General features: G+C 73.6%; 10 protein-coding genes. 7 read left to right on the top strand and 3 right to left on the bottom strand.

Going from position 1 to position 8,529, the window contains the following annotated elements:
• The 4 genes from ACZ7N4_RS36245 to ACZ7N4_RS36230 form a co-directional block, all read left to right on the top strand.
• Positions 1 to 466 (top strand): flavodoxin-dependent (E)-4-hydroxy-3-methylbut-2-enyl-diphosphate synthase (locus ACZ7N4_RS36245; RefSeq protein ID WP_471367620.1); only part of this gene is annotated, 466 nt, incomplete at its 5' end.
• Positions 467 to 754: 288 nt separating this feature from the next.
• Positions 755 to 1,603 (top strand): GNAT family N-acetyltransferase, encoded by an 849-nt coding sequence (locus tag ACZ7N4_RS36240; protein WP_471367618.1) that lies wholly within the window; start codon positions 755 to 757, stop codon positions 1,601 to 1,603.
• Positions 1,604 to 1,623: 20 nt separating this feature from the next.
• Positions 1,624 to 2,154 carry a GNAT family N-acetyltransferase gene (locus tag ACZ7N4_RS36235; RefSeq protein ID WP_471367616.1) on the top strand — a complete coding sequence of 177 codons (531 nt, stop codon included), beginning with the start codon at positions 1,624 to 1,626 and terminating at the stop codon, positions 2,152 to 2,154.
• A gap of 74 nt (positions 2,155 to 2,228) precedes the next feature.
• Positions 2,229 to 3,932: a proline--tRNA ligase gene (locus ACZ7N4_RS36230; protein ID WP_471367614.1), complete on the top strand. Its 1,704-nt coding sequence runs from the start codon at positions 2,229 to 2,231 to the stop codon at positions 3,930 to 3,932.
• Between the two features lie 171 nt (positions 3,933 to 4,103).
• Here the strand turns inward: ACZ7N4_RS36230 and ACZ7N4_RS36225 are convergent, their stop codons facing one another.
• From ACZ7N4_RS36225 to ACZ7N4_RS36215, 3 genes are all read right to left on the bottom strand, one after another.
• A complete protein-coding gene (locus tag ACZ7N4_RS36225; RefSeq protein WP_471367612.1) occupies positions 4,104 to 5,003 on the bottom strand; it encodes an aminoglycoside phosphotransferase family protein in 900 nt (299 codons plus the stop codon).
• A 299-nt stretch (positions 5,004 to 5,302) separates the two neighbouring features.
• Positions 5,303 to 5,815 carry a ferritin-like domain-containing protein gene (locus ACZ7N4_RS36220; RefSeq protein ID WP_471367609.1) on the bottom strand — a complete coding sequence of 171 codons (513 nt, stop codon included), beginning with the start codon at positions 5,813 to 5,815 and terminating at the stop codon, positions 5,303 to 5,305.
• Complete coding sequence (locus ACZ7N4_RS36215) at positions 5,812 to 6,312, bottom strand: hypothetical protein (RefSeq protein ID WP_471367607.1); 501 nt, start codon at positions 6,310 to 6,312, stop codon at positions 5,812 to 5,814. Before ACZ7N4_RS36215 ends, ACZ7N4_RS36220 begins: the two co-directional genes overlap by 4 nt.
• A gap of 220 nt (positions 6,313 to 6,532) precedes the next feature.
• Here ACZ7N4_RS36215 and rimP point away from each other — a divergent pair, with 220 nt between their 5' ends.
• The 3 genes from rimP (at position 6,533) to ACZ7N4_RS36200 (ending at position 8,470) form a co-directional block, all read left to right on the top strand.
• A complete protein-coding gene (gene rimP, locus ACZ7N4_RS36210; RefSeq protein WP_471367605.1) occupies positions 6,533 to 7,063 on the top strand; it encodes a ribosome maturation factor RimP in 531 nt (176 codons plus the stop codon).
• Positions 7,064 to 7,065: 2 nt separating this feature from the next.
• On the top strand, positions 7,066 to 8,052 hold the full coding sequence (gene nusA, locus ACZ7N4_RS36205; protein WP_467930403.1) for a transcription termination factor NusA: 987 nt from the start codon (positions 7,066 to 7,068) through the stop codon (positions 8,050 to 8,052).
• Between the two features lie 121 nt (positions 8,053 to 8,173).
• On the top strand, positions 8,174 to 8,470 hold the full coding sequence (locus tag ACZ7N4_RS36200; RefSeq protein ID WP_471367602.1) for a YlxR family protein: 297 nt from the start codon (positions 8,174 to 8,176) through the stop codon (positions 8,468 to 8,470).
• Positions 8,471 to 8,529 lie beyond the last annotated feature (59 nt).

Here is an 8,529-nt window from a genome sequence, read left to right as displayed (position 1 = left end):
GGTCGCCTTCGGCGCCCTCCTCTCCCAGGGCATCGGCGACACGATCCGTGTCTCGCTGAGCGCCCCGCCCGCCGAGGAGGTCAAGGTCGGCATCCAGATCCTGGAGTCGCTGAACCTCCGCCAGCGCGGCCTGGAGATCGTCTCCTGCCCCTCCTGCGGCCGCGCCCAGGTCGACGTCTACAAGCTCGCCGAGGAGGTCACCGCCGGCCTGACCGGCATGGACGTCCCCCTCCGCGTCGCCGTCATGGGCTGCGTCGTCAACGGCCCCGGCGAGGCCCGCGAGGCCGACCTCGGCGTCGCCTCCGGCAACGGCAAGGGCCAGATCTTCGTCAAGGGCGAGGTCATCAAGACCGTCCCCGAGTCCAAGATCGTGGAGACCCTCATCGAGGAGGCCATGAAGCTGGCGGAGCAGATGGAGGCCGAGGGCGTGGCCTCCGGCGAACCGTCGGTCTCCGTGGCGGACTGACGTCTCCGGCACCGGCGGTTCCCCGCCCCCGAAGGGCGCGGGGAACCGCACGACCAGCCACCTCCCGCCCGCGGCCGCCCGATAGCGAAGCTCCGGGATGGGAAGCGCGGCCGGCGGGCTTCCGTCCGCTGCCGCCCGGATACGGAAGCCCGGTGGCTGGAGGGGCGGTCGGCGAGCTCCCGTCCTCAGCCGCCCGCAAACCCCGGCTCCCGAGCTGGAAGGCGGCCGGCGAGGCGGCGCGGCTATAGTGCGGGGACCAGCAGAACCCCCGTCGTGAGGCCCCGCCACGTGTTGACCCAGACCACCTCACGGGTGCTCGAACCGAGCGACCTGGACGCCGCGCTCGCCGTTCTCGACCGCGAGCCGGTCGCCAACGCCTTCGTGACGTCCCGGGTGCAGGTCGCGGGCCTGGACCCGTGGCGGCTCGGCGGTGAGATGTGGGGCTGGTACGAGGACGGCATGCTCACGTCCCTGTGCTACGCGGGCGCCAACCTCGTCCCCATCTGCGCCACCCCCCGCGCGGTCCGCGCCTTCGCCGACCGCGCCCGCCGGGCCGGCCGCCGCTGCTCCTCCGTCGTCGGCCCGGCCGAACCCACCGCCCTGCTGTGGCGGCTGCTGGAGCCGCACTGGGGCCCCGCCCGCGAGGTCCGTGCCCACCAGCCGCTCATGATCACCGACCGCATGCCGGCCGACATAGCCCCCGACCCGTACGTCCGCCGCGTCCGCAAGGACGAGATGGAGACGATCATGCCGGCCTGTGTGGCGATGTTCACCGAGGAGGTCGGCGTCTCCCCGCTGGCCGGCGACGGCGGCCTGCTGTACCAGGCCCGCATCGCCGAGCTCGTCGGCTCCGGCCGCTCCTTCGCCCGCGTCGACGACCAGGGCCGGGTCGTCTTCAAGGCGGAGATCGGCGCCGCGACTCCGCAGGCCTGCCAGATCCAGGGCGTCTGGGTGGCCCCCGAGTACCGGGGCAGGGGCCTCGCGGCGCCCGGCATGGCGGCCGTGCTGCGCTACGCCCTCGCGGACATCGCGCCCGTGGCCAGCCTCTACGTGAACGACTTCAACACCGCGGCGCGCAGGACGTACCGCACGGTGGGCTTCCGCGAGGTGGGAGCCTTCATGAGCGTCCTGTTCTGACCGCCCTGTACGCTCCCCGCATGGACGTCGTGATCGGCCCCCTGGACCTCGCTGCCCACGTCGACGAGGCCTTGGCCGTCCAGGCCGTCGCCTTCGGACTCGGACCCGACGAAATCGCCGTACGCCGCCAGATCGTCCAGCGCCACATGCAGTACGACGGCGCGCGGGCCCTCGGCGCCACCAGCCGCGGCCGGCTGGTCGGCTTCGTCTACGGCATGCCCAACAGCCGCCTCCACTGGTGGTCCACCGTCGTGGAGCCCTACCTGCGCGCGGCCGGCAACGACCTGTGGCTGGACGACTCCTTCGTCATCACCGAACTGCACGTCCACCCCGACCACCAGAACCGCGGCATCGGCCGGCGGCTGATCACCACCATCACCGACACCGCCGCCGAACCCCGCTCGATCCTCTCCGCGATCGACACCGACAGCCCCGCCCGCGGCCTCTACCACTCCCTCGGCTACGTCGACCTCGCCCGCCAGGTCCAGTTCCCGAGCGCGCCGCGGCCGTACGCCGTGATGGGCGCCCCACTGCCGCTGCGCAGGCGTTAACCGATTTCCACCGGCACAGGCCGCCCGGCTAACCTCCTGTGCCATCACCCTTACCCGGCAGGAGTACGAGAACCATGGCCAACGCACCGGTCCAGCGCATGTCCCAGTTGATGGCGAAGACGCTGCGCGACGACCCGGCGGACGCCGAGGTCCTCAGCCACAAGCTCCTCGTCCGTGCCGGCTACGTCCGCCGCACGGCCGCCGGCATCTGGAGCTGGCTGCCCCTCGGCAAGAAGGTCCTCGCCAACGTGGAGCGCATCGTGCGCGAGGAGATGGACGCCATCGGCGCCCAGGAGGTCTCGCTCCCCGCCCTGCTGCCGCGCGAGCCCTACGAGGCCACCGGCCGCTGGGACGAGTACGGCCAGGAGCTGTTCCGGCTCAAGGACCGCAAGGGCGGCGACTACCTCCTCGGCCCCACCCACGAGGAGATCTTCACCCTCCTGGTCAAGGACCAGTGCACGTCCTACAAGGACATGCCGGTGATCCTCTACCAGATCCAGACCAAGTTCCGCGACGAGGCCCGCCCCCGCGCCGGCATCCTGCGCGGCCGTGAGTTCCTGATGAAGGACTCGTACTCCTTCGACCTGGACGACGAGGGCCTCGGCGCCTCCTACGCCCTGCACCGCCAGGCCTACCAGCGCGTCTTCGCACGCCTCGGCCTCGACTACCGCATCGTCGCCGCCACCGCCGGCGCCATGGGCGGCTCCAAGTCCGAGGAGTTCCTGGCCCCCGCCGAGGCCGGCGAGGACACCTTCGTGGACTGCCCCCACTGCGACTTCGCCGCGAACACGGAGGCGGTCACCTACGAGCTGAAGCCGGTCGACGGCTCGGCCCTGCCCGCGCTGGAGGAGATCCCCACCCCGGACACCCCGACCATCGAGACGCTCGCCGAGGCGCTCGGTGTCCCGGCCTCCGCCACGCTGAAGAACCTGCTGGTCAAGGTCGACGGCGAGATCGTCGCCGTGGGCGTGCCCGGCGACCGCGAGGTGGACCTGGACAAGGTCGAGGCGCACTTCGCGCCGGCCGCCGTCGAGATGGTCACCGAGGCCGACTTCGCCGGCCGGCCCGACCTGGTCCGCGGCTACGTCGGCCCGCAGGGCCTCGGCGAGAAGGTGAAGTACATCGCCGACCCGCGCGTGGCCCCCGGCACCGCCTGGATCACCGGTGCCAACAAGGAGCACACGCACGCCAGGAATGTCGTCGCCGGCCGTGACTTCGAGGTCGACGCGTACGTCGACGTCGTGGTGGTCCAGGAGGGCGACCCCTGCCCGAAGTGCGGCACCGGCCTGAAGATGGACCGCGCCATCGAGATCGGCCACATCTTCCAGCTGGGCCGCAAGTACGCCGACGCCCTCAAGCTGGACGTCCTCGGCCAGAACGGCAAGCCGGTCCGCGTCACCATGGGCTCCTACGGCATCGGCGTCTCCCGCGCCGTCGCCGCGCTCGCCGAGCAGACCGCCGACGAGCACGGCCTGGTCTGGCCCAAGGAGGTCGCCCCGGCCGACGTGCACGTGGTGGCCGCGGGCAAGGCGCTCCAGACCGAGCTGGCGCTGGACGTCGCCGAGAAGCTCGCCGCCGCGGGCGTCCGCGTCCTGGTGGACGACCGGGCCGGCGTCTCCCCGGGCGTGAAGTTCACCGACGCGGAGCTGATCGGCGTCCCGCAGATCCTGGTGGCCGGCCGCCGCGCCGGCGAGGGCGTCCTGGAACTGAAGGACCGCAAGACGGGCGAGCGTGAGGAACTGACCGTCGAGGACGCGATCACCCGCCTGACGGCGTAGCCCCGGGCCGGCCGACGACGAGTCCACGCCCCCGGGACCCCCGGGGGCGTCGCCGCGCCCGGCCCACGGCCGTTCCAGGCCGACCTGCGGCGTTTCGACGAGCCGTTCGACCCGCTGCCGGGTGGTGGCCGGCCCGCTCGGCAGCGCTGTCGGAGGCTTCCGAGGGCGCCGTCACAGCCAGCCGGCGAACTCCAGCAGGAGTTCCGCGTCCTTGGGCCGTCCCACGCGCAGCGCCCGCACGCCGGATTCCACGGCGCGGAAGAGGGTCCAGCCCCGCAGGCGCTCCTGGTCGACCTCCAGCGACTCGGCGAGCCGCTTGATGCGGCGCCGGGTGGTGGACGGGCCGGACGGGGTCGCGATCAGGTCCTCCACCCGGTCCCGGACCAGCCGGGCCAGGTCGAAGGCGCTCTCGCCGACCACCGGGTCCGGACCGACCGCGAGCCAGGGCATCCGCTCCCCGGCGAGCACCTTGCTCTGCCGGAACGTGCCGTGCAGCAGCAGTTGCTCGGGCGGCGCGGCCAGCAGCGCCTCGCGGGCGGCGAGCGCCGCGTCCACCAGGGGCGCGCTCTCGGGGTCGGCCTCGGCACTCGCCCGCATCGCCGCCGCCTGCCGTCCGGTGCGCTCGGCGACCGTCTCGAAGGCGTGCCCGGCCGGCGGCGCCACCCACAGCCGGCGCAGCGTCCCCGCCGCCTCCAGCAGGGCCTTGGCCTCCGGCAGCGACCGCACCGACACGTCCGGGTGCAACCGCTCCAGCAGCAGCGCCCCGTCCTCCGCCGCGGCCTCCAGCAGCTGTACGGCGCCCAGCCCGCCCCAGTGCGCCAGCGCCGCACGCTCGCTCTCCGGACGGGCCCGGGGCGGCGCGAGCTTCAGCACGGCCGGCGTGCCGTCCGCCCGCCGTACCAGCACCACCAGGCTGCTGCGCCCGCCGGGTACCTGCACTCTCTCGACGGTCAACTCGAGCCGGGCGACGGCTTCCTCGGCCGCCGCGGGCAGCCGCGCCAGCCAGTCGTCCCCGGCCGGTGCCGTCTCACCGAGCGCCCGCTCCAGTCGCCGCGGCGCTTCGAAAGCCATGCGCGAGTCGTTCCCTTCCTGTCGCCTGCTGCCGGGCCTGCCTGCCCCGGGTTCCCCGCCCCGGCCCTGTCGGCGCGGCCCGTTCCGGGTCCCGTCCCGCCCGGTGCCGTCTCCCGGCCCCGCCGTCCTTGCCGTGCACGCCGTAACTCGTCGCGCTCGCCGTGCTCGCCCGCGCGCCGTCGTCGCCGTACGCGCCCGCCGTCGTCGCCGTACGAGCCCGCCGACGGCCGTCCACCGGCGTCCGCCAGGCCGCCGCCGTACCGGCGCCGGTCCGCACCGCCCTCCCCGGCCGGCCGCGGCTAACGCGTCACGTGCGCGGAGGCCGACGGGGTCGTACCGGCAGCGCCCGCCTGCTCGCCCGCCTGTTCGCCGGACCGCTCGGCGAGCCCAGGGAAGGCTACGCTCCCCCCGCTCCAGCGCACCGCCCGCACCGCGGCCTCCCGCAGCGCACCGGCCGCGTCCGCCCGGCGCGCGCCGCTCGCCGCCCGCACCAGGTCCGAGTACACCCCGGCCACCCGCTCCTCCAGCCGCGCGGCCAGCCGCACCGCCGCCGCCCCGTCCTGGACCGGGAACGGCAGCGCGTACCCGGCGCTCGCGGCGACCGGGGTGCCGCCCAGGTCCCGCACGGCGCGCACCAGCGTGTCCCGGCGCGCCCGGTGGGCGTCGTACGCCGACCGCGCCTCGGCCCGGCGCCGCTCGCCGATCCGGCCGCCCACGACGCCGTAGCCGTACACCGCCGCGTGCTCCGCGGCCAGCGCCGCCTGCAGCGCGGTCAGCTCGGCCTTCGCCGCCTGCTCCGTGCCCTCGCTCACCTGGCCCCCTCCGTCAGCAGGTACGCGTGCGCGGCCCCGGCAGCCGCGACCGACGCCAGCAGCCGCGCCAGCTCGCCCGGCACCTGCAGCAGTTCCCCGGCGCGCCGGTCGGCCAGCGCGCGCTCGGCGGCGGCCAGCCCGGCCACGGCGTCCTTCTCACCGGCCGGCACGGGAGCCGGCGCGGACGAGGACCTCGCCGGCGTCGGCGTCGGCGTGCCGTCCTCGAAGGCCGCCGCGTGCGCCGCGACCTGCTCCCGCAGCGGGCGCAGCCGCCCCGCCAGCCCGGGATGCGCGGCGAGCACGGCGTCGTAGCGCTCCAGCAGCCCCCGGCTGTCCCGCGCCGCACGCGCGCGTGCCCGCGTCGTGGCCGACGGGCCGTCGTCGCCGGAGCCCGCCCCGTCCGAACAGCCCGCCAGCAGGGCGACACCGGCGGCCGAGGCGAGCAGGGATCTTCTGCGCGGCCCCGAGGGCGAGCGCGGGGGTGGGGGGTACGGCACGGCTGACGTCCTCGGGGGCTCGTACGAACACACAGGCGGGAACGCCACCCGCCGCCGATCACGGTACCCGCGCATCCGCTCGCCTCGTGTCACCGGCTCAGTGGACCCGCCCAAGGGGTGCGCGGACTCTCCTGCGAACCGCCCCCCTCCGGAGGCAGTACCCTTTGACCAGACACGCGACCCATCCCACAACAGCACACGCGGCCGAGGAGTCACCCGGATGAGCACCACCCAGAGCGAGAGGCTGCGAGAGCTGCTCGAACCGCTCGTCACCTCCCAGGGGCTGGATCTCGAAGAGATCGCCGTGGACTCCGTCGGACGCAAGCGGGTGCTGCGCGTGGTCGTGGACTCCGACACCGGAGCCGACCTGGATGCCATCGCCGATGTGAGCCGCGCGCTCTCGGCGAAGCTGGACGAGACGAACGCGATGGGTGACGCGGCCTACGACCTGGAGGTCGGAACCCCCGGCGCCGAGCGCCTCCTCACCGAGCACCGGCACTTCGTGCGCGCCACCGACCGGCTCGTGAAGTTCCAGCTCACCGAGGGCGGCGAGCTGGTCGCGCGGATCCTGGAGGTCGACGACGAGGGCGTCGACGTCGAGGTGCCCGGGGTGAAGGGCCGCAAGGCCACCGCCCGCCGACTGGGCTTCCCGGAGATCGCCAGGGCGCGCGTGCAGGTCGAGTTCAACCGTAAGGACAGCGCCGGCGGCACGGCCGGCACGAAGGACAAGAAGGAAGCGGAGGAGGCGTAGCCGTGGACATCGACATGAGCGCCCTGCGGGGTTTGGTTCGGGAGAAGGAGATCTCCTTCGACCTGCTGGTCGAGGCGATCGAGTCGGCCCTCCTCATCGCCTACCACCGCACCGAGGGAAGCCGCCGGCACGCGCGCGTGGAGCTCAACCGGGAGACCGGACATGTGACCGTGTGGGCGAAGGAGGACCCCGACGACCTCGCGGACGGCCAGGAGCCCCGCGAGTTCGACGACACCCCGTCCGGCTTCGGCCGCATCGCCGCCACCACCGCCAAGCAGGTGATCCTGCAGCGGCTGCGCGACGCCGAGGACGACGCGACGCTCGGCGAGTACGCCGGCCGCGAGGGAGACATCGTCACCGGCGTGGTCCAGCAGGGCCGCGACCCGAAGAACGTGCTGGTGGACATCGGCAAGCTGGAGGCCATCCTGCCGGTGCAGGAGCAGGTTCCCGGTGAGACGTACCCGCACGGCATGCGCCTCAGGTCGTACGTCGTCCGGGTCGCCAAGGGCGTGCGCGGGCCGTCCGTCACGCTCTCCCGTACGCACCCCAACCTGGTGAAGAAGCTCTTCGCCCTGGAGGTGCCGGAGATCGCCGACGGCTCGGTCGAGATCGCGGCCATCGCCCGTGAGGCAGGTCACCGCACCAAGATCGCCGTACGGTCCACCCGTTCGGGCCTGAACGCCAAGGGCGCCTGCATCGGCCCCATGGGCGGCCGGGTGCGCAACGTCATGGGCGAGCTGAACGGCGAGAAGATCGACATCGTCGACTGGTCGGACGACCCGGCCGAGATGGTGGCGAACGCGCTGTCACCCGCCCGGGTGAGCAAGGTGGAGGTCGTGGACCTGGCCTCCCGCTCCGCACGGGTGACCGTGCCCGACTACCAGCTGTCGCTGGCGATCGGCAAGGAGGGCCAGAACGCCCGCCTCGCCGCCCGGCTCACCGGCTGGCGCATCGACATCCGGCCCGACACCGAGCAGGCCGGGGAGTAGACCGGGCACGGATCCGGGGGCCGGGGAATAGATCCAAGCCGCCCGGCGCTGAGATCACGACAACAGCCGTTCGATTTTTGCCCCAAAGGGGTGAGGTCGGTACGGGGAGGTAGACTTAGTAGTGTCTGGCCGGACGCACACCCGAGTATGCCCTGAACGCACCTGTGTGGGGTGTCGGGAGCGGGCGGCCAAGAGCGATCTCCTGCGGATCGTGAGGATCGGGGACGCATGCGTCCCCGATCCTCGCGGTACGCTGCCCGGCCGGGGTGCCTACGTGCACCCCGCCCAGGTCTGTCTCGACCAGGCGGTACGCCGCCGGGCGTTCCCGCGGGCACTGCGCGTCCCGGGAGCGCTCGACACAAAGGCGTTGCGCCAATACGTCGAGCAGACGACAGTTGCCGAGCAGGCAACGCTGTAAGACATGCCGTACGGAACCCCGTGCGGCTTGGTACCTCGCGAGTCGAAAGCAGGTCGAGA

This window comes from Streptomyces sp. NPDC107654 (genome assembly GCF_055639035.1).
This window is presented reverse-complemented; position numbering and strand designations above follow the sequence as displayed.